This is a genomic window from Sphingobium sp. 3R8 (genome assembly GCF_020166615.1).
Classification (GTDB): domain Bacteria; phylum Pseudomonadota; class Alphaproteobacteria; order Sphingomonadales; family Sphingomonadaceae; genus Sphingobium; species Sphingobium bisphenolicum.
The window spans coordinates 14,930-41,423 of record NZ_JAIQXR010000005.1 but is presented as its reverse complement, the minus strand read 5'-3'; the positions used below and the strand labels follow the sequence as shown (position 1 = coordinate 41,423).

At 64.6% G+C, this 26,494-nt stretch carries 26 protein-coding genes; 18 read left to right on the top strand and 8 right to left on the bottom strand.

Annotated features, from left to right (window positions below):
* Positions 1-2: 2 nt before the first annotated feature.
* On the top strand, positions 3-581 hold the full coding sequence (locus K9B33_RS06255; protein WP_224547484.1) for a thymidine kinase: 579 nt from the start codon (positions 3-5) through the stop codon (positions 579-581).
* The gene (locus tag K9B33_RS06250; RefSeq protein ID WP_224547483.1) at positions 578-1,129 is read left to right on the top strand and encodes a GNAT family N-acetyltransferase; all 552 of its coding nucleotides are present in this window, start codon (positions 578-580) and stop codon (positions 1,127-1,129) included. Before K9B33_RS06255 ends, K9B33_RS06250 begins: the two co-directional genes overlap by 4 nt.
* Here K9B33_RS06250 and K9B33_RS06245 read toward each other — a convergent pair.
* Complete coding sequence (locus K9B33_RS06245) at positions 1,122-1,817, bottom strand: HAD family hydrolase (protein WP_224547482.1); 696 nt, start codon at positions 1,815-1,817, stop codon at positions 1,122-1,124. The genes K9B33_RS06250 and K9B33_RS06245 overlap by 8 nt on opposite strands.
* Before the next feature lie 98 nt (positions 1,818-1,915).
* Here K9B33_RS06245 and truB point away from each other — a divergent pair, with 98 nt between their 5' ends.
* The 8 genes from truB (at position 1,916) to ligA (ending at position 12,397) form a co-directional block, all read left to right on the top strand.
* Positions 1,916-2,962 (top strand): tRNA pseudouridine(55) synthase TruB, encoded by a 1,047-nt coding sequence (truB, locus tag K9B33_RS06240; RefSeq protein ID WP_224547481.1) that lies wholly within the window; start codon positions 1,916-1,918, stop codon positions 2,960-2,962.
* Positions 2,963-3,232, top strand: a complete 270-nt coding sequence (rpsO, locus tag K9B33_RS06235) for a 30S ribosomal protein S15 (RefSeq protein ID WP_119745455.1) — start codon at positions 2,963-2,965, stop codon at positions 3,230-3,232.
* Positions 3,233-3,529: 297 nt separating this feature from the next.
* Positions 3,530-5,866, top strand: a complete 2,337-nt coding sequence (gene pnp, locus K9B33_RS06230) for a polyribonucleotide nucleotidyltransferase (protein WP_224547479.1) — start codon at positions 3,530-3,532, stop codon at positions 5,864-5,866.
* 157 nt (positions 5,867-6,023) lie between these two features.
* Positions 6,024-7,043: a sensor histidine kinase gene (locus tag K9B33_RS06225; protein ID WP_224547477.1), complete on the top strand. Its 1,020-nt coding sequence runs from the start codon at positions 6,024-6,026 to the stop codon at positions 7,041-7,043.
* 54 nt (positions 7,044-7,097) lie between these two features.
* Positions 7,098-7,886: an outer membrane protein assembly factor BamD gene (locus K9B33_RS06220; RefSeq protein WP_224547476.1), complete on the top strand. Its 789-nt coding sequence runs from the start codon at positions 7,098-7,100 to the stop codon at positions 7,884-7,886.
* Between the two features lie 50 nt (positions 7,887-7,936).
* Positions 7,937-9,601, top strand: a complete 1,665-nt coding sequence (gene recN, locus K9B33_RS06215) for a DNA repair protein RecN (protein WP_224547475.1) — start codon at positions 7,937-7,939, stop codon at positions 9,599-9,601.
* A 58-nt stretch (positions 9,602-9,659) separates the two neighbouring features.
* Positions 9,660-10,034: a putative quinol monooxygenase gene (locus K9B33_RS06210; protein ID WP_224547474.1), complete on the top strand. Its 375-nt coding sequence runs from the start codon at positions 9,660-9,662 to the stop codon at positions 10,032-10,034.
* 245 nt (positions 10,035-10,279) lie between these two features.
* A complete protein-coding gene (ligA, locus tag K9B33_RS06205; RefSeq protein WP_224547473.1) occupies positions 10,280-12,397 on the top strand; it encodes an NAD-dependent DNA ligase LigA in 2,118 nt (705 codons plus the stop codon).
* Between the two features lie 58 nt (positions 12,398-12,455).
* On the opposite strand, the gene K9B33_RS06200 is transcribed toward ligA, so the two are convergent.
* Entirely contained in the window at positions 12,456-12,851 is a 396-nt protein-coding gene (locus K9B33_RS06200) for a winged helix-turn-helix transcriptional regulator (RefSeq protein WP_224547472.1), read from the bottom strand.
* 109 nt (positions 12,852-12,960) lie between these two features.
* Between K9B33_RS06200 and K9B33_RS06195 the strand changes: the two genes are divergently transcribed.
* A complete protein-coding gene (locus tag K9B33_RS06195) occupies positions 12,961-13,572 on the top strand; it encodes an NAD(P)-dependent oxidoreductase (protein WP_224547471.1) in 612 nt (203 codons plus the stop codon).
* Positions 13,573-13,651: 79 nt separating this feature from the next.
* Here K9B33_RS06195 and yghU read toward each other — a convergent pair whose 3' ends face one another.
* Positions 13,652-14,521 carry a glutathione-dependent disulfide-bond oxidoreductase gene (gene yghU / locus K9B33_RS06190; protein ID WP_224547470.1) on the bottom strand — a complete coding sequence of 290 codons (870 nt, stop codon included), beginning with the start codon at positions 14,519-14,521 and terminating at the stop codon, positions 13,652-13,654.
* Between the two features lie 87 nt (positions 14,522-14,608).
* Complete coding sequence (locus K9B33_RS06185) at positions 14,609-15,043, bottom strand: universal stress protein (protein ID WP_224547469.1); 435 nt, start codon at positions 15,041-15,043, stop codon at positions 14,609-14,611.
* 384 nt (positions 15,044-15,427) lie between these two features.
* Here K9B33_RS06185 and groES point away from each other — a divergent pair, with 384 nt between their 5' ends.
* The 3 genes from groES (at position 15,428) to K9B33_RS06170 (ending at position 18,015) form a co-directional block, all read left to right on the top strand.
* Positions 15,428-15,715 carry a co-chaperone GroES gene (gene groES / locus K9B33_RS06180; RefSeq protein ID WP_007704439.1) on the top strand — a complete coding sequence of 96 codons (288 nt, stop codon included), beginning with the start codon at positions 15,428-15,430 and terminating at the stop codon, positions 15,713-15,715.
* Positions 15,716-15,816: 101 nt separating this feature from the next.
* Positions 15,817-17,454, top strand: a complete 1,638-nt coding sequence (groL, locus tag K9B33_RS06175; protein ID WP_224547468.1) for a chaperonin GroEL — start codon at positions 15,817-15,819, stop codon at positions 17,452-17,454.
* Positions 17,455-17,622: 168 nt separating this feature from the next.
* A complete protein-coding gene (locus K9B33_RS06170) occupies positions 17,623-18,015 on the top strand; it encodes an excalibur calcium-binding domain-containing protein (protein ID WP_224547466.1) in 393 nt (130 codons plus the stop codon).
* Positions 18,016-18,018: 3 nt separating this feature from the next.
* On the opposite strand, the gene K9B33_RS06165 is transcribed toward K9B33_RS06170, so the two are convergent.
* On the bottom strand, positions 18,019-18,708 hold the full coding sequence (locus tag K9B33_RS06165; RefSeq protein WP_224547464.1) for a GNAT family N-acetyltransferase: 690 nt from the start codon (positions 18,706-18,708) through the stop codon (positions 18,019-18,021).
* Between the two features lie 61 nt (positions 18,709-18,769).
* On the opposite strand from K9B33_RS06165, the gene K9B33_RS06160 reads away from it, so the two are divergent.
* Together K9B33_RS06160 and K9B33_RS06155 are read left to right on the top strand one after the other, a co-directional pair.
* A complete protein-coding gene (locus tag K9B33_RS06160; RefSeq protein ID WP_224547462.1) occupies positions 18,770-19,726 on the top strand; it encodes a helix-turn-helix domain-containing GNAT family N-acetyltransferase in 957 nt (318 codons plus the stop codon).
* Positions 19,727-19,781: 55 nt separating this feature from the next.
* Positions 19,782-21,761, top strand: a complete 1,980-nt coding sequence (locus K9B33_RS06155) for a putative bifunctional diguanylate cyclase/phosphodiesterase (RefSeq protein ID WP_224547460.1) — start codon at positions 19,782-19,784, stop codon at positions 21,759-21,761.
* A 23-nt stretch (positions 21,762-21,784) separates the two neighbouring features.
* Here K9B33_RS06155 and K9B33_RS06150 read toward each other — a convergent pair whose 3' ends face one another.
* Complete coding sequence (locus K9B33_RS06150) at positions 21,785-22,753, bottom strand: crotonase/enoyl-CoA hydratase family protein (protein ID WP_224547458.1); 969 nt, start codon at positions 22,751-22,753, stop codon at positions 21,785-21,787.
* 238 nt (positions 22,754-22,991) lie between these two features.
* On the opposite strand from K9B33_RS06150, the gene K9B33_RS06145 reads away from it, so the two are divergent.
* Together K9B33_RS06145 and tgt are read left to right on the top strand one after the other, a co-directional pair.
* Positions 22,992-23,171, top strand: coding sequence for a hypothetical protein (locus K9B33_RS06145; protein WP_224547456.1), 180 nt, complete (start codon positions 22,992-22,994; stop codon positions 23,169-23,171).
* Positions 23,172-23,249: 78 nt separating this feature from the next.
* Positions 23,250-24,380 (top strand): tRNA guanosine(34) transglycosylase Tgt, encoded by a 1,131-nt coding sequence (tgt, locus tag K9B33_RS06140; protein ID WP_224547455.1) that lies wholly within the window; start codon positions 23,250-23,252, stop codon positions 24,378-24,380.
* A 34-nt stretch (positions 24,381-24,414) separates the two neighbouring features.
* Here the strand turns inward: tgt and K9B33_RS06135 are convergent, their stop codons facing one another.
* On the bottom strand, positions 24,415-25,917 hold the full coding sequence (locus tag K9B33_RS06135) for a sensor histidine kinase (RefSeq protein ID WP_224547766.1): 1,503 nt from the start codon (positions 25,915-25,917) through the stop codon (positions 24,415-24,417).
* Between the two features lie 88 nt (positions 25,918-26,005).
* Positions 26,006-26,260 carry a NepR family anti-sigma factor gene (locus K9B33_RS06130; protein ID WP_224547454.1) on the bottom strand — a complete coding sequence of 85 codons (255 nt, stop codon included), beginning with the start codon at positions 26,258-26,260 and terminating at the stop codon, positions 26,006-26,008.
* Positions 26,261-26,494 lie beyond the last annotated feature (234 nt).

Genomic DNA, 26,494 nt, shown 5'->3' with positions numbered 1-26,494 from the left:
CGATGGCGAAACTCTATTTCTATTATAGCTCGATGAATGCGGGGAAATCGACCACCCTGCTGCAATCCGACTTCAACTATCGCGAGCGCGGCATGGACACGATGCTGTGGACTGCCGCGCTCGACGATCGCTTTGGCCGCGGGCGGATCGTGTCGCGCATCGGGCTGGAGGCGCTTGCCGCTCTGTTCGATCCGCAGGTCGATATCTTCGCCGCCATTGCTGCCCGGCACGGCGCGACGCCGCTGTCCTGCGTGCTGGTGGACGAGGCGCAATTCCTGACCGAGGCGCAGGTGTGGCAGTTGGGCGGAGTTTGCGACCGGCTCGGCATTCCGGTCCTCTGCTACGGCATCCGTACCGATTTCCAGGGGCAGCTTTTCGCCGGCAGCGCCGCGCTGTTGGGATTGGCCGACACGCTGACAGAGATCAAGACGGTGTGCGATTGCGGCCGCAAGGCGACGATGAACCTGCGCGTCGATGCGGGCGGACGGCCGATCCAGCAGGGCGCGCAGACCGAAATCGGCGGCAATGATCGCTATGTCGCACTATGCCGCCGCCACTTCGTGGAGCAGATGCGGCGATGACCTGCATCGAACGCCTGCTTGCGCCGATCGAAGCGCCCGGCCTGCATCTGGAACAGTTGCGCGAAGCGCATCGCGAGACGCTGCGCCCGCTCTGCCCGGCGGACGATCCGGTGTGGGAGATTTTTCCCAGTAATTGGGCAGGCGCGCATTTCGATGCGATATTCGACGCGACCCTCGCCAATCCCGATCGCTGTCCTTTCCTGATCGTCGCCGACGGCGCCGCTGTCGGCATGTCGGGCTATCTGCACATCCACGCGGCCGACAATTGGCTGGAACTGGGCGGCACCTATATGACGCCATCCGCGCGCGGCACCGGGCTGAACGGCCGGATCAAGCCGCTGCTGATCGGGCGCGCATTGGAATGCGGCTTCACCCGTATCGAATTTCGCATCGACCAGCGCAATGTCCGCTCGCAAAAGGCGGTCGAGAAGCTGGGCGCGGTGCGCGAGGGAGTCCTGCGCAAGCAGCGGGTGACCTGGACCGGCCATGTCCGCGATACGGCGATCTATTCGATCCTGGCCGATGAATGGCGGGCGCGCATTAGCTGATCGTCGCGATCCAGTCGGGCAGGTCGGCCAGCCGCTCCAACTGGATGAAGCGTTCATGGCTGGATGGCGCCGTGGCGCTTTCGTGCGACCAGCCGCCTTCCTGCGGGATGAAGGCAGCCCATGCGCCGGCCTCCAGCGCTGGCAATATGTCCGATCGCATCGAATCGCCCGCCATAACCGCCTCGTCCGGCGCGATGCCCAGGCGGGCGAACAGGGTGCGGAACGTGTCCGCTTTCTTGTCGCTGACGATCTCTATGCCCGAAAACAGGTCGCCCAGGCTCGACGCCGCCAGCTTGCTTTCCTGATGCAGCAGGTCGCCCTTGGTCACCAGCACCAGCGGGCCGACTTTGGCCAGTCGCGCCAGCGTGTCCGCCACCCCGTCGAACAGCTCGACCGGATGGGCGAGCAGCGCCCGGCCCGCCGCCAATATCCCCTCGATCATCGACCTGGACAGCTTGTCGCCAGCCAGCTCCACCGCCGTCTCGATCATCGACAGGGTGAAGCCCTTCGCCCCATAGCCATAGAGCGGCAGGTTGCGCGTCTCGCAGGCGATTAGCCGCTCGCGCGTCATGTCGGCTTCCGCAAAGGGGCGCAGCATGTCGAGCAGCGCGTCTTCGGTCGCGTTGAAATGGCGCATGTTGTGCCAGAGCGTGTCGTCGGCATCGAGGCAGATGAGCTTGATGGTCATGGGCGCTCCTTATCGCAGGGCGGGGCGCGGGGAAATGCCGATTGGGGGGACGCATTAAAAGCTGACAGGGCGGGGCAGGCCGGATAAGGCCCGCCGCCATGCATGGCTGGATCATTCTCGACAAACCGCATGGCCTCGGCTCCACCCAGGCGGTCAGCGCGGTCAAGCGCGCGCTGCGCGTGCAGCGGGAGCTGCTGGGCGGGACGGAAAAGTGGAAGGTCGGCCATGGCGGCACCCTCGATCCGCTGGCGACAGGCGTGCTGCCGATCGCGATCGGGGAGGCGACCAAGCTGGCGGGCCGGATGCTCGACAGCGACAAAATCTATGATTTTACTGTCGCGTTCGGTGTCCAGACCGACACGCTCGACCTGGAGGGGACGGCGATTGCGGAGAGCGACGTCCGTCCGACGCTGGCGCAGGTGGAAGCGATCCTGCCTCGCTTCACCGGCCCGATCGAACAGGCGCCGCCCGCCTATAGCGCCATCCTGATCGACGGCCAGCGCGCTTATGACCTCGCCCGCAAGGGGGAAGCGGTGGAGATGAAGCTGCGGTCGGTGACGATCCACGCGCTGCACATATCCTCGCCCCAGGGGGGAGAGGATAGCGCAGCTTGCCCGCAAGGCGGGGTAGCGCAGCTAGGAGCGGGGGAAGCAAACCCCTCTCCAACTTCGGCTAGGCAGCAAGCTGCCAAGCCTCCCTATCCTCTCCCCCACGGGGAGAGGATTTCCCAGATCACCCTGACCGCCCATGTCTCCAAGGGCACCTATATCCGCTCCCTTGCCCGCGATATCGCGCTGGCATTGGGGACGGTGGGTCATGTCACTATGCTGCGCCGGATCAAGGCCGGGCCGTTCACGCTGGAAACCGCGATATCGCTGGACAAATTGGACGAAGCTGCTAAGGGCGGCGGCATCGGTGGGCTCATGCTGCCGTTGACGGCGGGGCTGGACGACATCCCGGCTCTCCCCGTCTCTCCCGATCAGGCCATCGCTCTCCGCCAGGGGAAGATACTGACCGGGATCGCTGCCACCGACGGCCAGTATCTGGCGACATTGGGCGATATTCCCGTGGCGCTGGTGCGGTCGGACGATCATCAGATCGTCGTGGTGCGCGGTTTCAACCTGATGTCGAGGGAAGACGATTAGATGACGATTACTGCCGAGCGCAAGGAAGCGCTGATCAAGGAATATGCCCGCGCCGAGGGTGATACGGGTTCGCCCGAGGTTCAGGTTTCGATCCTGACCGAGCGGATCACCAACCTGACCGAGCATTTCAAGGGTCACCACAAGGACAATCATAGCCGCCGTGGTCTGCTGATGATGGTCAACAAGCGTCGTTCGCTGCTGGACTATCTCAAGAAGAAGGATCAGGCGCGTTATACCGACCTGATCGCCAAGCTGGGCCTGCGCAAGTAAGCCTGCTAAAAAGGGACGGCCCCATTCGGGGCCGTTTCTGATTCTGACATCCATCGTCTGGCAATTCGGCAAGGCGGCGGAATAATCGGGGGAGCGTCCCCCACACCGTTCGGGCTGAGCGAAGTCGAAGCCTTCCACTGAGCAAAGCGAAGTGTGCTTCGTCTCCGCTCAGCAAAGCCCTTCGACAGGCTCAGGGCGAACGGAGGAGAGTGTAACGCTCTCCATTCATGGAGCCGCACCGGCTCCACCAAAGGCCCCGCCCGGCAATAGGGCCGACGCGGGCGAAGGAAACAATCTATGTTCGACGTCAAGAAAGTATCCATCGAGCTGGCCGGCAAGACGCTGACCCTCGAAACCGGTCGTATCGCGCGCCAGGCTGACGCCGCCGTGCTGGCCACCTATGGCGAAACCGTGGTGCTGTGCGCCGTGACCGCCGCCAAGAGCGTGAAGGAAGGCCAGGACTTCTTCCCGCTGACCGTTCACTATCAGGAAAAATATTCCGCCGCCGGCCGCATTCCCGGCGGCTTTTTCAAGCGTGAGCGCGGCGCGACGGAAAAGGAAACGCTGGTTTCCCGCCTGATCGACCGCCCGATCCGCCCGCTGTTCCCCGAAGGTTTCTATAACGAAATCAACGTGATCGCGCAGGTTCTGTCGTTCGACGGCGAAAGCGAACCCGATATCGTGGCGATGATCGCCGCGTCGGCTGCGCTGACCCTGTCAGGCGTGCCCTTCATGGGTCCGATCGGCGCCGCGCGCGTCGGTTACAAGGACGGCGAATATCAGCTCAACCCGAGCCTTGAAGAAGTGAAGACCGGCGAACTCGACCTGGTCGTCGCCGCCACCGGCAACGCCGTGATGATGGTCGAATCCGAAGCCAAGGAACTGTCGGAAGAGGTCATGCTCGGCGCTGTCCTGTTCGCCCATGAAGCCAGCAAGAAGATCGCCAACGCGATCATCGACCTGGCCGAGAAGGCGGCCAAGGATCCCTGGGACATCGCCAAGGGCGACAATCTCGATGACCTGAAGAAGAAGCTGAAGAAGCTGATCGGCAAGGACATCACCGCCGCCTACAAGCTGACCGACAAGTCGGCCCGCTCCAACGCGCTGAACGAAGCCCGCGCCAAGGCAAAGGCCAGCTTCACCGCCGAAGGTCTGGACGCCCAGACCGTGATGGCCGGCATCAAGCTGACCAAGAAGCTGGAAGCGGAAATCGTGCGCGGCGCCATCCTGAAGGACGGCAAGCGCATCGACGGTCGCACCACCACGCAGATCCGTCCGATCGAAGCGATGGTCGGCTTCCTGCCCCGCACTCATGGTTCGGCGCTGTTCACGCGCGGTGAAACGCAGTCGATCTGCACCACCACGCTGGGCACCAAGGACGCCGAGCAGATGATCGACGGCCTGACCGGCCTGCATTATGAAAACTTCATGCTGCACTATAACTTCCCGCCCTATTCGGTCGGTGAAGTCGGCCGCTTCGGCGCGCCGGGTCGTCGTGAAGTGGGTCATGGCAAGCTGGCATGGCGTGCGCTGCATCCCGTGCTGCCGAGCAAGGACGAGTTCCCCTACACGATCCGCGTTCTCTCGGACATCACCGAGTCGAACGGGTCTTCCTCGATGGCGACCGTCTGCGGCGGTTCGCTTTCGATGATGGACGCCGGTGTGCCCCTGAAGCGCCCCGTGTCCGGCATCGCCATGGGCCTGATCCTGGAAGGCAAGGACTTCGCCGTCCTGTCCGATATCCTGGGTGACGAAGATCACCTCGGCGACATGGACTTCAAGGTCGCCGGCACCGAAGTCGGCATCACCACGATGCAGATGGACATCAAGATTGCGGGCATCACGCGCGAAATCTTCGAAGCCGCGCTGACGCAGGCGAAGGAAGGCCGCGCGCATATCCTTGGCGAAATGAGCAAGGCGCTGTCCTCGACCCGCACCGAGCTGTCGGCGCACGCCCCGCGCATCGAGACGCTGCAGATCGACAAGTCGAAGATCCGCGAAGTCATCGGCACCGGCGGCAAGGTGATCCGCGAGATCGTCGCCGAAACCGGCGCGAAGGTGGACATCGACGACGAAGGCCTGATCAAGATCAGCTCGTCCGATCCGGCGCAGATCGAAGCGGCCCGCAAGTGGATCCTCGGCATCACGCAGGAAGCGGAAGTCGGCAAGATCTATGATGGCAAGGTCGTCAACATCGTCGACTTCGGCGCCTTCGTGAACTTCATGGGTGGCAAGGACGGTCTCGTCCACGTCTCCGAAATGAAGAATGAGCGCGTCGAAAAGCCGACCGACGTCGTGTCGGAAGGTCAAGAGGTGAAGGTCAAGGTTCTCGAAATCGACCCGCGCGGCAAGGTTCGCCTGTCGATGCGCGTCGTCGATCAGGAAACCGGCGCCGAACTGGAAGACACCCGTCCTGCCCGCGAACCGCGCGAGCCGCGCAGCGATCGCGGTCCGCGTCGTGATGGCGGTGGCGATCGTGGCCCGCGTCGCGAAGGCGGCGAAGGCCGTGGCGATCGCGGTCGTGGCCCGCGCCGCGATGGCGGTGACCGTGGTCCCCGTCGTGAACGCAGCGAAGGTGGCAATGATGACGGCCCGGCGCCGGGCGGTCTGCCCGACTTCCTGACCCAGGACTAAGGGGCGCGCCGATCGTCGGATCGGCCTTCCCACAGACAAGACGGGGTGTCCGGTCCGCCGGGCGCCCCGTTTTTGCGTCCGACGGCCGCAGACTGATTTCGATCAAGGCAGGGCGCGGAAGTTCTGCTACTGTAACGATGGATAGTGGGGGTTCATCATGCAGCGGAGCAATGAGCGGTTCGTCGAACGCCTGCCGCTCGTTCTCGACCGGCCGGTCTATGCCTATATCCTGACGAGCTGTTTCTGCGCCGCTGCCCTGCTGTTGCGGATCGCGGCGGAGCCGTTGCTGCCGGTCGGCTATCCCTTCGTCACCTTCTTCCCAGCGGTCATCCTGTCGTCCTTCCTGTTCGGCGTGCGGCCCGGCCTCTTCGCGGGTATCATATGCGGCGCCATCTCCTGGTATGTCTTCATCCCGCCCTATGGCGCGTTGACGCTCAATCCGGCGGTCGCGGTCGCGATGCTCTTCTACACCGGGGTGGTCGCGGTCGACATCGCCCTGATCCACTTCATGCAGCGGGCCAATTTCAATCTGGCGGTGGAGCGGGAGCGCAGCCGCGCCCTCGCGGAAAATCGCGAATTGCTGTTTCACGAACTCCAGCATCGCGTCTCCAACAATCTGCAGGTGGTCGCGGCGATGCTCTCGCTCCAGCGCCGGCATGTCGATCATGAAGTCGCGCGGCAGGCGCTGGACGACGCCTCCGCCCGGCTGTCGCTGGTCGGTCGCATCAGCCGCGCGCTCTACGATCCGTCTGGTGCGGGTCAGGATATGCGCATTTTTCTGACCACCCTGACCACCGACATAGTGGAGGCCAGCGGACGGACCGACATTGGCGTGGTGGTGACCGCGCCGGACGGACTGCGGCTCGACCCCAACATCACCGTGCCTTTGGCGCTGGTGGTGGCGGAATCGGTCAGCAATGCGATGGAGCATGGCCTGCCCGATCGCGGCGGCGCGATCGGCGTGACGCTCGAGATGGTGGACGGCGCCCTGACCCTGCAGATCGCCGACGACGGGCAGGGCGTTGCGCCCGACTTCCAGTTGGAGCGCGGCGAATCCCTGGGACTGCGCATCGCCCATGCGCTGGCGGCCCAACTGGGCGGCCGTTTTGCGTTGACGCCGGGGGCGCGGGGCGGTGCGATCGCCAGGCTCGACCTGCCCGTCAGTGCGGCCTGTTGACCGACGCGCATTCTGCCGCTTGGCGGCGGCGTGTCGCTCGGCTATGACCCGCCCATGCTGACGAAAACCATGACGCGCATTGGCGCGGCCACCGCCCTGGTCCTGATCGCCTCGCCTGTCCTTACCGGCTGCTCCACGTCGAAGAACAAGGCCGACACCCAATATGTCGCGCGTGACGTGTCGACCCTGTATAATAGCGGCAAGGACCGGCTGGACCGCGGCCAGTACAAGCTCGCCGCCGCCTTGTTCGACGAGGTGGAACGCCAGCATCCCTATTCGCCCTGGGCGCGCCGCGCGCAGCTCATGTCCGCCTTCAGCTATTATATGAACACCGACTATGCCGAATCCATCTCGGCCGCACAGCGTTTCCTGTCGATCCATACCGGCAACAAGGACGCGCCCTACGCCTATTATCTGATCGCGCTCTGCTATTATGAGCAGATTGCCGACGTCACCCGCGACCAGAAGATCACGCAGCAGGCGCTGGATTCACTGGGCGAACTTATCCGCCGCTATCCCGACACCCGCTACGCCGCCGACGCTCGCTTGAAGGTCGATCTGGTCAACGATCATCTGGCCGGCAAGGAAATGGAGGTCGGCCGTTTCTACCAGCGGCGCGGCCAGTGGCTCGCCGCCACGCTGCGCTTCCGATCGGTGGTCGACAAATATCAGACCACGACGCACACGCCCGAAGCGCTGGAGCGGCTGGTCGAATCCTATCTCTCGCTCGGCATCCCCGCCGAAGCGCAGAAGGCCGCCGCCGTGCTGGGTCGCAACTATCCCGGCACCAAATGGTATGAACGCAGCTACAAGCTGATGCAGGAACATGGCGTCAAGGCCTGACGGCCTTTTTGCCTGTTCCCCTTTTGTGCGGTGATGGGTAGAAGCGCGCCATGCTGATCTCGCTCGCCATCCGCAATGTCGTGCTGATCGAGGCGCTGGACCTGGAGTTCGGCGCGGGCCTTTCGGTGCTGACCGGCGAAACGGGGGCGGGCAAGTCGATCCTGCTGGATTCGCTCGGCCTGGCGCTGGGCGCGCGCGCCGACAGCGGTCTGGTGCGCAATGGTGAGGCGCAGGCGAGTGTCGTCGCCACCTTCGAACCGCCGGCCGCCGCCACCCGCGTTGCGCTGCTGCTCGCGGACAATGGCATAGAGATTGAACCGGGCGAGCCGCTGCTGATCCGCCGCTTGGTGAAGGCCGATGGCGGTAGTCGCGCCTTCGTCAACGATCAGCCCTGTTCGGCCGCGCTGCTGCGCGACCTGGGCGGATCGCTGGTCGAGATCCACGGCCAGCATGACGATCGCGGCCTGCTTAATCCGCGGGGCCATCGCGCGCTGCTCGACAGCTATGGCCGCTGCGAGGCCGGAGCGGTGACGTCTGCCCATGCCGGCTGGCGCACCGCGGCCAAGGCGCTGGCGGAGGCGCATGCGGCTGTGGACAATGCCGCGCGCGACCGTGATTACCTCGCCCATGCGGTCGAGGAATTGCGCAAGTTCGCGCCCGAACCGGGTGAGGAGGCGACGCTGGCGGAAGAACGCGCGACCATGCAGAAGGGCGCGCGCCTGACCGACGACCTGTCCGCCGTCGGCGATTGCCTGACCGGATCGGATGGCGGGCTGGCCCAATTGCGACAGGCGGCGCGTCGGCTGGATCGGATTGCGTCGGAAGAGCCGCTGCTGGCCGCCGTGCTCGAAGCGCTGGACCGCGCTGTGGTGGAGGCGGGCGAGGCGGAGGATCGGCTGGCCGAAGCGGTCGAGGCGCTGAGCTTTGATCCCGCGCGCCTCGACATGATCGAAACCCGTCTGTTCGACCTGCGCGGTCTGGCGCGCAAGCATCAGGTGCAGCCCGACGATCTGGCCGCGCTGCGCGACGAGATGGACGCGAAGCTGGCCGCGATCGAGGGCGGCGAGGCGCATATCGCGGCGCTGGAAAAGGATGTCGCGGGGAAGGCCGCCGCCTATCGCGCCGCAGCGCAGGCGCTGTCGGGTGAACGGCAGATGGCTGCCGGGCGTCTGGATGCGGCTGTTGCGGCCGAACTTGCGCCGCTGAAACTGGATGCCGCCCGGTTCCGCACCGTGGTTGCGCAACTGGACGAGGGTCAGTGGAGTCCGCAGGGGATGGACCGGGTCGAGTTCGAAATTTCGACCAACCCCGGCGCGCCCTTCGCGCCGCTGGCCAAGATCGCATCGGGCGGCGAATTGTCGCGCTTCATCCTGGCGCTGAAGGTCGCGCTGGCCGAGCGGGGCGGTGCGGATACGCTGATCTTCGACGAGATCGACCGGGGCGTGGGTGGGGCCGTGGCCGACGCGATCGGTGAGCGGCTGTCGCGGCTGGCGCAGAGCAACCAGATCCTCGTCGTCACCCACAGCCCGCAGGTCGCGGCGCGGGGCGCGGGCCATCTGCTGATCGCCAAGTCGAGCGACGGCACGGTAACGCGCACCGGCGTCCATGCGTTGAGCGAGGCCGAGCGTCGCGAGGAAATCGCGCGGATGCTGTCGGGCGCGGAAATCACCGCGGAAGCGCGGGCGCAGGCGGAACGGTTGCTGGAGCGGGTTTGACGCCGATGTTCCCGCCTGCGCGAGAACACGGACGGCAGGATAGGGTGAGGAGAACGCGATGAGTCATAACCGCAGAGACATGATCGGCATCACCGCCGTCGCGATCGCCGCCAGCGCCATCCCCGCCGCCGCGCAGGAGGCCAAGCCCCGATACGGCCTGATCGGCCAGATGCTGAGCCAGCCGGGCAAGCGCGACGAACTGGTCGGCTATCTGCGGGACGCGACCGGCGCGATGCCCGGTTGCCTGTCCTATATCATCGCGCTGGACAGCGAGAACCCGGACGCCATCTGGATCACCGAAGTCTGGGACAGCCGCGAAAACCACGCCGCCTCGCTCAAGCTGCCCGCGGTCCAGGCCGCCATCGCCAAGGCGCGGCCGATCATCGCGGGCTTCGGCCAGCGGTTCGAGACGGTGCCAGTGGCGGGCGTTTGAGCGCGATGCACATCCAGCAAGTCCAGTGGCTTATGGCGACCTTTCAACTGGTTGCCCTCTTTTGTTTGATCCGCAGCATCGATGACTTTCGGAAGAAACGATATGTCTGGCGGGGCTTGGCCTGTTAGCGACCGCTTTCCTTCTTCTCACGCCGATCCAGACGCACGCCGTGAAAATCGAACTTCCGCGGTCGAGCGATCAATAGCGGCCTTTCTGGTCGGGGAGCGGTTCGCTAAGACGGCCCCATGACCGACCCCACAACCCTCACCGAAGCCGACGCCGCTAACCGCCTGATGCGCCTGGCACGCGAAGTGGCGAAGCATAACCGGCTCTATCATGACCAGGATGCGCCGGAGATCAGCGACGCGGACTATGACGCGCTGATCCGCGAGAACAACGCGCTGGAGGCGGCCTTTCCGCAACTGATCCGCGCCGATTCGCCCAATGCGCAGATCGGAGCCACGGCGACGTCGGCGCTCAAGAAGGTGCCGCACGCCGTCCGTATGATGAGCCTCGACAATGGCTTTTCAGACGAGGATATCGGCGAGTTCCTGGCCCGCGTCCGTCGCTTCCTGGCGCTGCCGGACGACGCGCCGCTGGCGCTGACCGCGGAGCCGAAGATCGACGGCCTGTCCTGCTCGCTACGTTATGAACAGGGCGAACTCAAGCTGGCCGCGACCCGTGGCGACGGCACGACCGGGGAGGACGTGACCGCCAACGTCCGCACGATCGCCGACATCCCGCAAACGCTGACCGGCCCGAACATACCCGACCTGTTCGAGGTGCGCGGCGAAGTCTATATGGCCAAGGACGATTTCGTGGCCCTCAACCAGCGCCTGCTGGCCGAAGCCGACGACCCCGAAAAGGCGCGGCAATTCGCCAATCCGCGCAACGCCGCTGCCGGATCGCTGCGCCAGAAGGACGCGACCGTCACCGCCAGCCGCCCGCTGCGTTTCCTCGCCCATGGCTGGGGCGCACACAGCGCCGTCCCCGCCGACACGCAACTGGGCGTGATGCAGGCGATCGCGGGATGGGGCCTGCCGGTGTCGGACATGCTGGCCTGCGTCGACAGCCTGGACGCGCTGATCGCCCATTATCGCGGGATCGAAGCGGCGCGTGCCGAATTGCCCTTCGACATCGACGGCGTGGTGTACAAGGTCGACCGGCTCGACTGGCAACAGCGGCTGGGCTTCGTGGCGAAGGCGCCGCGTTGGGCCATCGCCCATAAATTCCCCGCCGAACGCGCGCAGACCACGCTCGAAGCGATCGACATCCAGGTCGGGCGCACCGGCAAGCTGACCCCGGTCGGCCGCCTGACCCCCGTCACCGTGGGCGGCGTGGTCGTGTCCAACGTGACGCTCCACAATGCAGATGAGATCGCCCGCCTCGGCGTCCGCCCCGGTGACCGCATCGTGGTGCAGCGCGCGGGCGACGTCATCCCGCAGGTGGTCGAGAATCTGTCGCGTGAAGAGGCGCGCGATCCCTTTCCCTTCCCGAACCATTGCCCCGTCTGCGGGTCCGAAGCCGTGCGGGAGGAGGAAGAGGTCGATTATCGCTGCACCGGCGGGCTCATTTGCCCCGCCCAGCGCTTCGAACGGCTGCGTCATTTCGTCAGCCGCGGAGCGCTGGACATTGAGGGGTTGGGAGAGAAGTCCATCCAGGAGTTTCTCGACCTCGGCTGGATCGCCGAACCGGCGGACATCTTCCGGCTCAAAAAGCATCGGCCCGACCTGCTCGGCCGGGAAGGGTGGAAGGAAAAGTCGGTCGACAATCTGCTCGCCGCGATCGAGGCGAAGCGCCAGCCCGACGCCGCGCGCCTGCTCTTTGGCCTGGGCATCCGCCATGTCGGTGCGGTGACGGCGCGCGACCTGCTCAAGCGTTACACCACGCTGCCGGGCGTCCGGGCGCTGGCGGAAGAGATCATCGCGCTGCGCGATGCGGCCGACCCGACCGAAACCCAGGCCAAGCGGGACAAGGCGATCGCCGAACATATCGGCGTGGAGAATGTCGGCGCGGCGGTGGGCCATGCGATCGCCGATTTCTTCCACGAACCGCATAATGTGGAGGCTTGGGACGATCTGCTGCGCGCAGTATCGCCGCCCGACTATGTCGTGGAAACCACCGCCAGCGCGGTGACCGGCAAGACGGTCGTCTTCACCGGCAAGCTGGAAACCATGAGCCGCGACGAGGCCAAGGCGCAGGCCGAGCGGCTGGGCGCGAAAGCCGCCGGATCGGTCAGCGCGAAGACCGATCTGGTCGTGGCGGGGCCGGGCGCGGGATCGAAGCTCAAGCAGGCGGCCGCGCTGGACATCAAGGTGATCAGCGAGGCCGAATGGGCGGCGATCGTGCAGGCGGCGGGTTGAGCGATTTCCCATCAAACGGCCTCGTTTGATGGTTAGGAAATCGCGTCAATCCAAAAAGCTAGGCCGCCATCGCATCGGTCAGCGCCCCGTCATGGGCGCGCCGCGACGCCATGATGGCGCCGACATGGGCTTCGGCCCATTGGGTGACCTGATCCAATATGCCGATCAGCCCGCCCGCCAGCGGGGTCAGCCGATATTCCACCGTTACCGGCACGGTGGGGAAGGCGGCGCGGCTGACCAGCCCGTCGCGCTCCAAGCTCTTCAACGTCTGCGAGAGCATCTTTTGCGAGATGGCGCCGATCCGTCGGCGCAAATCGTTGAAGCGCACCGGGCCATCCTTCAATGTCAGCAGCACCAGCACTGCCCATTTGTCGCCGATCCGGTCGAGAATGTGGCGGGTCGGACAATCGGGATTATAGGCGTCGCCGGTGCGCAGCGGCTGGGGAGGGGACATGCGGGCGGTATCCTTGGCGTAACCAGGTGAAGGTGAGGTGCCTTCTTGCGGGGATGATATCGCAATCGCTATCTGGTTTCCATCGGTAACCACCTATGGAGACGAGAATATGAAGGTAGCGATCATCGGCGGCACGGGCCGAGCGGGCACGGAAATCAGCGCCGAACTGGCGCGACGCGGGCATCGGGTGACGGCGATCGCGCGGCATCCTGAAAAGGCCATCGAGGACGCGCAGGTGACGGCGGTGCAGGGCGACGTCAACGATCCTGCGGCGCTGGTCGAGGCTATCCGCGGCCATGACGTGGTCGTAAGCGCCGTGATGTTTTCCGATACCGATCCTGAATCGCTGGTCGGCGTGGTGCGCGATTCCGGCGTGCCGCGTTACCTGGTGGTCGGCGGCGCGGGCAGCCTGGAGGTCGCGCCGGGGGTGCCGCTGATCACCACGCCGGACTTCCCCGAAGTCGCCAAGGTCGAAGCGGGCAAGGGCGCGGTGTTTCTCGACTATCTGCGCGGGGTCGATGACATCAACTGGACCTTCCTGTCGCCGTCGGCCTATTTCTTCGTGGGCGATCGCAAGGGCAGCTTCCGCATTGGCAAGGACCAACTGCTGGTCGATGGCGAAGGCAATAGCAGCATATCCTACGCCGACTATGCCATCGCGCTGGTGGATGAAATCGAAACGCCGCAGCATAGCCGCGGGCGATTTACCGTAGGCTATTAAATAAAGCGCCGTTCGTTTCGAGCGAAGTCGAGAAAGGCTTCTCGACACGCTCGAAGCGAACGGATTATTGTAGCGGCGCTTAAGCCGCCCCTTCCAGCTTGTTCTGGGTCTTCGTGTCGAAATCGCCCGCATCATGGCGTTCGTGGAGCTGTTCCTCCAGCGGCCCGTTCGCCTTGTTGACCATGCGGCCGCGCTTCACCGCCGGGCGGGCGTCGATCTGCCGCGCCCAGCGCACGACATTCTTGTAGCTGGCCGCGTCCAGAAACTCCGCCGCGTCATAGGCGCGGCCAAGCACCAGCCCGCCATACCAGGGCCAGATGGCGATGTCGGCGATGCTATAGTCGGCGCCAGCGATATAGTCATTGTCCGCCAGTTGCCGGTCGAGCACATCGAGCTGCCGCTTCACCTCCATCGTGTAGCGGTTGATCGCATATTCGAACTTTTCCGGCGCATAGGCGAAGAAATGGCCGAAGCCCCCGCCCAGCAGCGGCCCAGCGCCCATCTGCCAGAACAGCCAGTTGAGCGCCTCGGTGCGCCCGGCCGGATCGGCCGGCAGGAACTTGCCGAATTTCTCGGCCAGATAGAGCAGGATCGACCCGGATTCGAACACCCGCTGCGGCGGCGACACGCTATGGTCGAGCAACGCCGGGATCTTGCTATTGGGGTTGATCGCGACGAAATCGCTGCCGAACTGGTCGCCATCGCCGATGCGGATCAGCCAGGCGTCATATTCCGCTTGGGTGACGCCCGCTTCCAGCAGTTCTTCCAGCAGGATCGTCACTTTCTGCCCATTGGGGGTGGCGAGCGAATAAAGCTGAAGCGGATGCCTCCCTACTGGCAGCGCCTTGTCGTGCGTCGCGCCCCCGATCGGGCGGTTGATGGACGCGAAGGGGCCGCCATTTTCCTTGTCCCAGGTCCAGACTTTGGGCGGGGTATATGTGTCGCTCATAGGTGCGGCTCCATGCTGCCAGAATATGACCGGCAGGTAGGAAGCGCTCCCACGGCCCGCAACCGATGCCCGCTCATCGACCGATGATTATTTCGCATCGGTCCTGACCACCAGCACGCTGACCGGCGACTGGTGGACGATGGCCGATGCGTTGGAGCCGAGCAGGCGGGAGGAGAGGGACGGCTGGTGCGACGCCAGCACGATCAGGTCCGCCTTGCGCTGTTCCGCTTCGATGATGACCTCGTCCCGCACCCGGCCGCGGCGGGTGAATATCTGCGTGCGGGTGGAGTCCAGTCCGGCCTCCGTCGCCCATGCCTGCATGTCGGACAGCGCGTCCGCCTCCTCCCGCTCGTCGAAATCGCTCGCCAGCAATTCGGAATAGCGGGTCGGCAGATAATAGCGGACGTACAGGATGTGGACGGCGCCGTCCGTGCCCGCAACCTCCGCCGCTCCGGCGATGGCGGCGCGGGCCAGGTCCGGCTCGTTGACATCGACAGCAGCGATGATCGTGGCGTAGGGCATCCTCGTCTCCTTTGGCTTATGCTGGCTTCAACCGGCGACGCGCGCGGACGATGCGCCTGTCATCAAAGATTCCCGAAACGACATGAAGAAGGAACAGCCGCAATATCCGCGCAATCCGTCGCGTCGGGGATGACGGTCGATCGGGCGCGGCCTATCTGCGGCAACGCGCCGTTGGCTCGGCCGGGCGTCGGAAAATTTTCGCGCCGCCACCCTTGACCAGCGGAACGACTTTTCCATATGCATGCCGCTAGCACTCTTGTTCAACGAGTGCTAACAACGACAAGTTCATCGGGAGACGGACAAGCGGACAGGGCTTTTGCGGGGGAGATCGTCCTCCGATCCTGTGCGCCGCCCCCTCCCCAAAGCTAGGGAAAGGCAATCAACATGGCATTTCGTCCGTTGCACGACCGTGTTCTCGTCCGCCGCATCGAAGCGGAAGCGAAGACCGCCGGCGGCATCATCATCCCCGACACCGCCAAGGAAAAGCCGCAGGAAGGCGAAATCGTCTCCGTCGGCACCGGCAGCAAGGCCGAAGACGGCAAGGTGACCCCGCTGGACGTCAAGGCCGGCGATCGCGTGCTGTTCGGCAAATGGTCGGGCACCGAAGTCAAGGTCGACGGTGAAGACCTGCTGATCATGAAGGAATCGGACATTCTGGGCGTCGTCGCGTAAAGCGGCGAACCGGACAGTCATTCCATTTTTCGGCGGAAATTCATGCCCTGTAACGGTGTGAACTTCGCAAATTTTGCAATTCTCAAAGAAGGTGAAAGATCATGGCAGCGAAGGACGTAAAGTTTTCGCGTGACGCTCGTGAGCGCATCCTGCGCGGCGTCGACATCCTGGCCGACGCGGTCAAGGTGACCCTGGGGCCGAAGGGCCGCAACGTAGTCATCGACAAGAGCTTCGGTGCGCCCCGCATCACCAAGGACGGCGTCAGCGTCGCCAAGGAAATCGAACTGAAGGACAAGTTCGAGAATATGGGCGCCCAGATGGTCCGCGAAGTCGCTTCGAAGACCAACGACATCGCCGGTGACGGCACCACCACCGCGACCGTCCTGGCCCAGGCCATCGTGCGCGAAGGCATGAAGTCGGTTGCCGCCGGCATGAATCCGATGGACCTGAAGCGCGGCATCGACCTCGCCGTCATCAAGGTCGTCGAGGACATCAAGGCGCGTTCGAAGCCGGTTTCGGGTTCGGCCGAAGTCGCCCAGGTCGGCATCATCTCCGCCAATGGTGACCGTGAAGTCGGCGAAAAGATCGCCGAAGCCATGGAAAAGGTCGGCAAGGAAGGCGTCATCACCGTGGAAGAGGCCAAGGGTCTCGACTTCGAACTGGACGTCGTGGAAGGCATGCAGTTCGACCGCGGCTACCTGTCGCCCTACTTCATCACCAACCCGGAAAAGATGGCTGTCGAGCTGGCTGATCCGTACATCCTGATCCACGAAAAGAAGCTGTCGAACCTGCAGTCGATCCTTCCGATCCTGGAAGCCGTCGTGCAGTCGGGCCGTCCGCTGCTGATCATCGCGGAAGACATTGAAGGCGAAGCGCTGGCGACCCTGGTCGTCAACAAGCTGCGTGGCGGCCTGAAGGTTGCTGCGGTCAAGGCGCCTGGCTTCGGCGATCGTCGCAAGGCGATGCTGGAAGACATCGCCGTCCTGACCAAGGGCGAAGTGATCTCGGAAGATCTGGGCATCAAGCTCGAGTCGGTCACGCTGGGCATGCTCGGCACCGCCAAGCGCGTCACCATCGACAAGGACAACACCGTCATCGTCGATGGCGCTGGCGACCATGACTCGATCAAGGGCCGCACCGAGCAGATCCGTCAGCAGATCGAGCACACCAGCTCGGACTATGACCGTGAAAAGCTGCAGGAACGTCTGGCCAAGCTGGCTGGCGGCGTGGCCGTCATCAAGGTCGGCGGCGCGACGGAAGTCGAAGTCAAGGAGCGCAAGGATCGCGTTGACGACGCTCTCCATGCAACCCGCGCGGCGGTCGAAGAAGGCATCGTCCCCGGTGGCGGTACGGCCCTGCTGTACGCGACCAAGGCTCTCAATGGCCTGACCGGCGTCAATGACGACCAGACCCGCGGCATCGACATCGTTCGCAAGTCGCTGACCGCTCTGGTTCGCCAGATCGCCCAGAATGCGGGCCATGATGGCGCTGTCGTGTCGGGCAAGCTGCTCGACCAGGACGACACCTCGTTCGGCTTCAACGCGTCGACCGACGTGTATGAAAACCTGGTTGCTGCCGGCGTGATCGACCCGACCAAGGTCGTCCGCACCGCGCTGCAGAACGCTGCCTCGGTGGCTGGCCTGCTCATCACGACGGAAGCCGCCGTGTCCGAGCTGCCCGCCGACGACAAGGCGCCGATGGGCATGCCCGGCGGCGGCATGGGCGGCATGGACTTCTAAAGCGATCGTCGCGGGCGGGGCTTGCCTCGCCTGCGGTTTGATCGCGGGAATGAAGTTTCCGGCCTTCCTGACGCAAAGAAGGGGCTGGTGGAGCGATCCACCGGCCCTTTTCTTTTGGGGCGCCGAAACCGGCCATTTACAGATTCCTGCTAATCGCAAGCTATGAATATGGTGCAATATGCAGGCGGCGTGATGGCCCTGTGCCTAGCCGGGGGCACGATCGGCTATCTGACGCGGCCGGCCGATGCGCCGAGGGCCGAGCAAAGCGAGGCGACCGCGACCATGGTCACGACGACCGTCCCGGTCCAGCGCGAGCAGCCGATGAGCGCGGCGGAACTGGATGCCCAGCAGCCATCCGGCGGTGCCGTCGCTAAACCTGCGCCAACAGTTCAGCGCTTCGAGGGGCGGAAGGTGGCGTCATCCGCCCCGACATGGTCCTATCGGGGCTGCAACGAAGCACGGGCCGCGGGCGCGGCTCCGCTCTATCGCGGACAACCGGGCTATGGCGCGCATATGGACGGCGACAATGACGGCATCGCTTGCGAGCCGATCCGCCACTAGCCTTTATCGCGTCACCACCATCATCGGCAGCTCCGCCCGCACTTCGAACCCCAGCGTGCGGTAGAGCGCGATCGTGCGGTCGTGGGCGGCATAGGCGTGGAGGAAGGGGGTTTCGCCCCGGTCCAGTATCGCCTGCGCGACGATCCGCATCAGCGCGCTGGCCAGCCCGCGGCCGCGCCAGTCGGGATGGGTGCAGACCCCGCTGACTTCGGTGAAGCTCGGCAGCGCCATCCGCTCGCCCGCCATCGCGATCAACTGGCCATGCTCCCGCACGCCGATGAAGCGGCCCAGCCGGTGGGTGCGGGGCGCGAACGGCCCCGGCCGGGTGAGCAGGGCGAGGGCGCGCATCTCTTCCGCGTCGCTTTCGTCCAGCGTCGCCCATGCAGGCGTAGCGGAGGCGGCGGGCGTGATCGACGGCGCGACCATCTGCGCCAGCATCGCTGTGCGCAGGACAGTGACGCCGGGCGGCGGAATCATCGCATCCGGACCGACGAGCCAGAGTTCGCCGGTCTCAGGCACCAGCGCCGCGAGCGCCGCCCGACTGGCCGCGCTGTCATCCGCCGCCGCGCCGAACGGCCCGTAAAGCGGATCGATCCGGCGCGCATGAGCGTCGCCCTGCGCCAACGCGGACCAGCCGCCCGACAGGCTGTGCCAGACGGGGCGATCAAGCGGATGAGACAGGGAGTCGGACACCAACAGAGACTTTCGATTATTAGTTGACGGCGGCAACTATCATGGCTTAGCCTGACCTGCAATGACCGATGAACATCCGCCCGCCGATACGTCCTTGCCCGCGCCGGAAACCGTGGCGGCGGTGCGCGCCTTCAACCGCTTCCACACCCGGTTCGCGGGCGTGTTGCAGCCCAGCTACATGGACAGCGGCATGGGCGTCACGGCGGCGCGGCTGCTTTATGAGATTGCGCAGGCGGAAGCCGGCGTACTGGCCAGCAGCCTGCGTGAGCATATGGGGCTGGATGCGGGCCATGCCAGTCGCATCATTGCCGGCTTCGAAAAGCGCGGATGGATAGCGCGCGGCCGCGGCAGCGATGCGCGGCAGCGGCCGATCGCCCTGACCCCGGAGGGGCGCGCCGCCTTTGCGGCGATCGACGCGCGCACCCGCGCCGACACCGCCGCGCGGGTCGCCGGGTTGGACCAGGGGCAGCAGGATGATCTGGTCGCGGCATTGGGTCAGGTCCGCGCGCTGCTGGGTGATCCGATACACAGCGAAAGGGATTGGTCGATCCGTCCCTTTCGCATCGGCGACCTGGCGCTGGTCGCGTCGCGCCAGGCCCGGTTATACGAAACGGAATATGGCTGGGGCCGGGCGATGGAGGTGATGCAGGGGGAGATCACCACCGCCTTCCTGCGCGATTTCAAGCCGGGTCGGGAGCAGGCCTGGATCGCCGAGCGCGACGGCGCGATGCTGGGCGCGGTACTGCTGGCCGACGCGGGCGACGATGTCGGGCAGTTGCGGTTGCTGCATGTCGAGCGGGCCGCACGCGGGGTGGGGATCGGTCGGGCGCTGGTCGATCAGTGTATCGGCTTCGCCCGCAATGCCGGCTATCGAGCAATGATGTTGTGGACACAGAATGTCCTTACCCATGCCCGCCACCTGTATGAATCGGCCGGCTTCACTCTCTCCGCGCAGGAAACGCACAGTCTTTTCGGTAACGAAATGATGGGCGAACGCTGGATATTGTCGCTGCATTAACCGAAAAATAAAGGAAGAAATGCGATCAGGGGGCCGGGAACCGGAGACCCGCCATTTGCGCGTGCTGAAAACATTTCTGGAAAGGCGCGCGGCGCGGGGACCGGGGCAGGATGCCGACGTGCGGCGGAGCCTGGTCGAATCACTTTATGCATCGCCCACGTCACTCACCATCGGGGCGGTCACAGGCGTTGCCGTCGGCATCGTCATCAGCAGCATGTCGGCGCCGGGGCCGATCCAGTTTGTCGTCGCGGTTCTGTGCCTGGTGGCCACGCTGCGCGTCGTATCCGCCATCTTCTTCCATCGCCAACTGGTGCGCGGCACGGCGGTCGCCTCGCGCAACTGGGAACTGGCCTATGAGCTGGGCGCCTGGGGCTATGCCGGGCTGCTGGGCCTGATGGGCTTCGTCACCCTGATCGGATCGCCCGACCCGGTCACGCATATGCTGAGCGTGTCAATGGCGACCGGCTATGCCGGCGGCATTTCCGGCCGCAATGCGGGGCGGGTCCAGATCGCGATCGGTCAGGTCTGCCTGACGCTGCTGCCGACCGCGACCGGGCTTTGGCTGGAAGGATCGACCGGCTATCGCGTGCTGTCGGTGGCGATGGTGATGATGGTGCTCGGGCTCGCTGAAATCAGCTCCACCATCCACCGCATCGTCGTCCAGGCGCTGGTCGGCAAGCAGGACAAGTCTTTGCTGGCCGACAAGTTCGAGCGACTGGCGCGGTTCGACAGTCTGACGGGTCTGGAAAATCGCATGGCGATGCAGATGCGTCTGCGCGAGATATTCGACACCAATCAGAAGCGGAACGACGCCGTCACCATCCTATGGATGGACATCGACCGGTTCAAGGAAATCAACGACTCGCTGGGGCATATGGTCGGCGACCAGTTGCTGCGCTGCGTTGCGGAGCGGCTGAACGATGTGATTCAGGATCGCGGCCGCATCGCCCGGTTCGGCGGCGACGAGTTCGTCATCATCTGTTCGGACATGGACCGGGTGACCGCAGCGGCGCTGGCACAGGAAATCATCGCCTATTTTGCCCATGGTTTCGACCTCAGCGACAATCATCTCTCCGTCACCGCGTCCATTGGCTATGCCGTCGCGCCACAGGACGGGCGCGACATGGACGAACTGATGCAGCATGCCGATCTGGCGCTGTATGAAGCCAAGCGGGAAGGGCGCAACCGCGCCGCCAGTTTCAACTGGTCGCTGAAGGAGCGGTTCAACCGCGTCCACGAGATCGAGACGGGCCTGCGCCGCGCGCTGGACGGCGGCGAATTGAAGCTGCTGTTCCAGCCGATCGTCAATCTGGATGGCGGGCATATCGACGCCTGCGAAGCGCTGCTGCGCTGGGATCATCCGGTGCTTGGGCCGATCCCGCCGTCCGAATTCATCCCGATCGCCGAGGGTATGGGGATGATCGAAGCGATGACCGGATGGGTGCTGCGCGAAGCCTGCGCCGCTGCCGTGTCATGGCCCGGTGACGTCCGCATAGCCATCAACATCTCGCCGGCCTCGCTCAAATCGTCCGAGCTGCCGGCCAATGTCATCGCCGCGCTGCTGGAGTCCGGCCTGCCGGCGCGGCGGCTGGAACTGGAAGTCACCGAATCGATCTTCCTCGACAATAGCGGGCAGACCAATGCGATCCTGCGCGAATTGCAACGGATCGGGCTGCGGCTGGCGCTCGACGATTTCGGCACCGGCTATAGTTCGCTTTCCTATCTGCGCTCCTACCGGTTCGACACGCTGAAGATAGATCAGAGCTTCATGGCAGGGGTCAGCGCCAATGTAGAGGATCGCGCGATCGTGCGCGCGATCGGCAATCTGGCGCGTGACCTCAACATGGATACGGTGGCGGAAGGAATCGAGACGACCGACCAGTTGGCCCATGCGCGCGAGGCGGGCTTCACCAATGTCCAGGGCTATCTGTTCAGCCGCCCGGTGCCGCGCGAGCGGATCGCCGAACTGATCGCCGCCGGCCCGCTGGACGGCAGCGAACGGCCCGATCCCATGCCGCGCCGCCGCCGCGCCTGAACGGGGCGGCGTGCGTCATCCAATCAGCGCAGGCGCGTTTGTGCTGCGGCCAGCCGGCGCATCATCCGCAAATCCCGATCCGACAGCGCCAGCGCGGTGTCGGTCCAGGTTTCGACGATATCGACCAATTCCTCCAGCGTCATCGGGTTGACCCGGCGGCCGGCCCGGTTGATGCCGACATAGCCGGCATGATGGGCGCTATGGTCCTTGATCCACTGGGCCGTCGCCGCTTCGCCTTCGCCGGTATCGACCACCTGCGTAACGATGCCCATCTCGCACATTTCGTCGGCGGTATAGATATGACCCTCGGTCAGCATCTGCCGCGCCAGCACCGGGCCGACCCGGCGTGAGAGAATCGAATAGGCGCCCATGCCCGGAAACAGGCCGAACAACACTTCGGGCAGGCCGAAGCGCGCCTGCCGTTCGGCGATGATGACGTCGAAGCACATCAGCGCTTCCAACCCGCCACCCAGCGCATCGCCTTGCGCCAGGCCGATATTGATGACGTTCATGTCGTTGCAGTGCCAGATGCGGTCGACGATCTCGCAGCAGGCGACGCCATATTTCAGCAATGTGTCGCGATCGCGCCGCTGGATGCATTCGGCGAACATTTCCAGGTCGCCGCCCAGGTTGAACACGCCGGGAAATCGGGATCCGAGCACCATGAATTTGAGCGGACCGTCCCGGCCGCTACCGTCCGCGCCGCCGAATACCCGGCGGCTTTCGCGCTGCCAGGCCATAGTATCGCGAATCAGGCCCATATTGCTGTTGGGGCGTTCGAGTGGCGTCATGAAAGCCCAGAGCGTCGCGAGATCCGCGTCCCAGCGCACGTCGATCTGTCCCAGGTCGAACAGTGTGGACTGGCGGAATGCGGCGTCGAGCGGGCTTTCCGTAGAGGCGAGCGGCGGATGGTCACCGCTGTCCGAGAAATATTCTTCTGAGGCGTGCTCAGCCTCGTCTCTGGTTGGATTAAACCGTCCTGAATCAATCATCTGCGACCCCGTTTTTCTATATTGAATGAAAAGATCAGGCTGGACCGCAACATGCATTCAACCGCCTTATGATTGACAGGGCATTAACCATTTTTATCCGCAACTGTTGCAAGGAGGTCGCCCCAAATCCCCCCGAACTGGATCGAATGTGGCGCAATTGCCACAGAAGGCCCTCTTGAACATATGTAAGATTTTACGGTCAGGGCTTTGTTAACCTTTATTAATTACCCCGGCAGCCATGAACCAGCCGCGCCCCCAGACCCCATGCGTTACCCTGGCCCTGCATGATCGGGACGGTACGCCATGGCCTTTGCGCCTGTCGGCGGACTGCCTGCGTTTCATCGGCCCCTATCGCCGTGTAGAAGGCTTCAACATCGACGCGATGGCGCTGTTCGACGGGGTTCGCAAGGCGGGCTGAGCCGGCTCGACCGTCGATCCCGGCGCCAATCCCAGTGCCAATCTTGTGCGCGCGCCTGTTCGCTCGTAGAGCGCGGCCATGACCAAGCCTCGTTTTTCCTTCTCCGTCAGCGCCACCGACGGCAAGGCGCGCACCGGCGCGATCCAGATGCGCCGCGGCGAGATTCGCACGCCCGCCTTCATGCCCGTGGGCACCGCCGCGACCGTCAAGGCGATGCGTCCGGCCGAAGTGCGCGCGACCGGCGCGGACATCATCCTGGGCAACACCTACCATCTGATGCTGCGTCCCGGCGCAGAGCGCATGGCGCGGCTGGGCGGACTGCACGGCTTCATGGGCTGGGACCGGCCGATCCTGACCGACAGCGGCGGCTATCAGGTGATGAGCCTGTCTGCGCTCACCAAGATGAGCGAGGAGGGCGTCGCCTTCTCCAGCCATATCGACGGGTCGAAGCATATGCTGACGCCGGAACGATCGATGGAAATCCAGCGGCTGCTCGACAGCGACATCGTCATGGCGTTCGACGAATGCACCAAAAATGGCTGCACCCATGACGAGGCGGGGCGGTCGATGGAGCGCTCGATGCGCTGGGCGAAGCGGTCACGCGACGGGTTCGACGCGGGCGGGGATCATGCGGAGCGGGCGGCTTTGTTCGGCATCCAGCAGGGATCGCTTGACGAAGGCTTGCGCCGGATTTCAGCCGAAAAGCTGATCGAGATCGGTTTCGACGGCTATGCCGTGGGCGGGCTGGCGGTGGGCGAGGGGCAGGAGGCGATGTTCGCCACGCTCGACTTCGCGCCAGCCATGCTGCCGCAGGACAAGCCGCGCTACCTGATGGGCGTGGGCAAGCCCGACGATATCGTCGGCGCGGTGGAGCGCGGCATCGACATGTTCGATTGCGTGCTGCCGACCCGATCGGGCCGCAATGGCCAGGCCTTCACCTGGGCCGGGCCGCTCAACATCCGCAACGCCAAGTTCAACGAGGATAAAGGGCCGCTCGATCCGCGTTGCGGCTGCCCGGTCTGCGCGACCTGGAGCCGCGCCTATCTCCACCATCTGGTGAAGGCGGGCGAGATGCTGGGCGCGATGCTGATGACCCAGCATAATATCCATTTCTACCAGGAACTGATGCAGGGGCTGCGCGACGCTATCGCCGCCGGCACGCTTGCCGGTTTCGCCACCGATTTCCGCCGCGACTATCAGCGGGTCTGAGGTCAGTCAGGATATAGGGGGCAGGATATAGGGGTCAGGGGATGACGGTGATGGTGATGGCGTAGCTGCCCGCGTCGCCGTCATAATCCAGCGGCGCGCGCAACTGGCGCGACAGGCCGGTCAGGACGCGGCCATAGCGTTCGTTCAGATGGCCGGTCATCGCATCGGACGCCTTCAGGCCCGGCGATCCCACCATCAGCCGGGCGCGATCGTCGCGGTCCGGCTCTACCTGCACCGCGATCTGCATCGTGGCCTGGGGCGCGAGCATCATCGCCAGTTCGACCAGTTCGGTCAGCAGGAAAGCGATCGGCACCGCCACATCCTGGCTGATGTGGAGATTGTCGCTGTCGATCTGGATCGCGAAGCGGCGCGCGGCGGCAGGGGCGGTGCCGCGCAGGCTGGCCGACAATTCGCTGATGAGCGGGCGGACGCCAACGCCGCGATTTTCCTCCAGCTCCGCAAAATGATTGCGGTGAACGACCGACAGCGCGTCGACCCGGCGCTGGATCGAGGCATAGGCCTCGACCGCTTCGGGATCATGGGCGGAGCGGGCGTGCAGGTTGATGAGGCTGGCGATGATCTGGAGGTTGTTCTTGACCCGGTGATGCACCTCGCGGGTCAGCTTGCGCTGGGTTTCCAGGCTTTCCGAAATCTCCGCTTCATGGGTGGCCACGTCCATGCTGATTTCATGGAAGGTCTCGCCCAGTGCGACGATCTCCAGCGCAGGGGTGCGCAAGCGCTGTAACGGTTGCAGCACTTCGCCGGGCTGATAATCGGCCACGACCCGCCGCAACAGCACCAGCGGCCGGATGAGGAGGCGGTTGACCACGAACCAGCCGATCGCGGCCGCGGCGAACCACATGACCAGCGGCAGGAACAGCGACAGCATCCGCGCCAGGGTCGCGGGCGGTTCGCGCACGGTCATGGTCAGCAATATGTCGGGCGGGTCGAGACGGGCGGACAGGCTGTTGCTATGGCCGCTGATGCTCGCGCCGGGACGGCTGACGATCAGTTGCCTGTCGCCCTGACGCAGGCTGAGCTGGCGATTTTGCAGCGCGGTGGCGGGGTCGGCGATGCTTTCGAGATGCCCACGCGAATAATAGGACAATGCGACCAGCCGCCCGTTGCCGCTGCGCACCCTGCTGAGCAGATGGGCCGGCAGCAATTGCGCCATCGGCCGGGCGAAACGATCCGCGGGCGCAACGCCCGCCGGTTCGGGTTCGGGCGAACTGCACAGGCGATTGCCCGCGTGGTCGTAAATGTAGAAATGCCCCCCTTCGGCGTCGTGCGACGTCAGGAAGAAGGCGAGCCGCCGGCACATGCCCTTGTCGGCAGCGTTGTTCGCCAGCGCATTGACGACCAGTTCGAGCGCCGTGCGGTCCGACTGCAGGTCCGCCGTCAGCTTGCGCGCGCTTTGCGTGACCGCCACGCGCAGCAGCGCTTCCTTTTCAAGGTCGGCGGTTCGGATCGCCTGGAGCGACGCGACGAGCGCGATCAGCCCCAGCGGCAACAAGGCCAGGGTCAGGATGAGGAACATCTTGACCCCGGTCGAGCGGAAAAAATGCAGCAATGGCTCGACCATGGAGCGGGCTGCCGGAGGAAGGCTGCCCCCGATCATCTGTGTGTCAGTCCAGTTTGCTCAACAGGTCCAGCATTTCGGACGGGATATCCTCATCGACGGCGCGCTGATACACGGTGCGCAAAACCTGCGACACGTGCGCGTCCTCCTTGCCGGTGGCGGCGGGACTCTTGCGCTGGGCGGCGGAGCCCTTCACCTGAGCTTTCCGGGTTGCGACGTCGGCATTCTTGTCGTCATCGGCCACGCCCCGCTCCGTCGTTGAAGAAACCAAAATCAGCCCCTCTAAAGCAATTCCCGCCATGCCGGCGCGCCCGTTTCGCGGGTTTGCGTCATGACGTCAATTCGCACAACTGTGCAATCCATAGGAAATTCACGATATCGTCGAAAAAACCATATGGGTGCGAAACAAATCCGGTTGTTGATGGTTCCGCCCCTCGAAGCATTTTTTACGCTGCGCAACTTTGCGCGGCTATGGGGCGGCGGGGGGTTGTCATCATGACATGGACATTCCATCCTTCGCAGACGGTCCCATGCT